The organism is Vibrio genomosp. F10 str. 9ZD137, assembly GCF_049974785.1.
GTDB lineage: Bacteria > Pseudomonadota > Gammaproteobacteria > Enterobacterales > Vibrionaceae > Vibrio.
In genome coordinates this window covers 1-716 of the sequence record NZ_JBNGCJ010000745.1, presented here as the reverse complement: position 1 = coordinate 716, position 716 = coordinate 1, and the positions used below count along the sequence as shown (strand labels likewise).

1 protein-coding gene is annotated in these 716 nt (G+C 39.1%); it reads right to left on the bottom strand.

Annotated elements, in window-relative coordinates; genetic code table 11:
- On the bottom strand, positions 1-225 hold a 225-nt coding region (locus ACP45E_RS17570; protein WP_141707397.1), incomplete at its 3' end, for a response regulator transcription factor.
- Positions 226-716: the final 491 nt, after the last annotated feature.

The following is a 716-nucleotide window of genomic DNA, read 5'->3' as shown; positions in this document are numbered from 1 at the left end:
TACATCTGATAGCCGGCGTAATTGCTGGCATAAAGTGAACCCATCATCTCCAGGCATCATTATATCGAGGATGATTAAATCCGGTTGGTGGTTCTCTAGTACGCGCCACATCGCTTCACCATTCTCTGCTCCGACGACGTCAAACCCCGCTCGACCGAGGTACTCAGTCAGCGCATCTCGTAGCTCTATATTATCGTCAACAACCAAAATTTGTTTAATATCCATCATGCTCTTGTCCATGGTGTTTTAGCGAGGGCAGCCGTATTTATCAACGAAGCTTATCAACGATTTCGTTCATCTCCCGATAAAAAGTTTTTCGTAACAAGAAAAACAATCTTATCAATATCATGCATTGCCCCATTCATGAACTCAATTGTTCTTAATGTAATTTGCAACTTACAAAGCACATTTTTTGTAAGTAATAGCTTACAAAATCCTATTCATTTGTAACCTTCGCTTTTCAATCTCTCGATATGATCATTGGGTGTTAAATAATTCAATCTTTGCAATGCACACTTTTACACAATATCTATTTTTAAAACATAACGTTATGAGTGAATTATCTTATGACGAATCAATCGTGAAACTATCAGGCTGCTTGTCATCAAGTCGCTTCTACCACAAAACAATCTCCAACTAGGAGGGAAGAATGTTAGGTAATCTCTTTGGACAACTACAGAAAATAGGGCGATCGTTAATGTTGCCTGTGGCGGTAC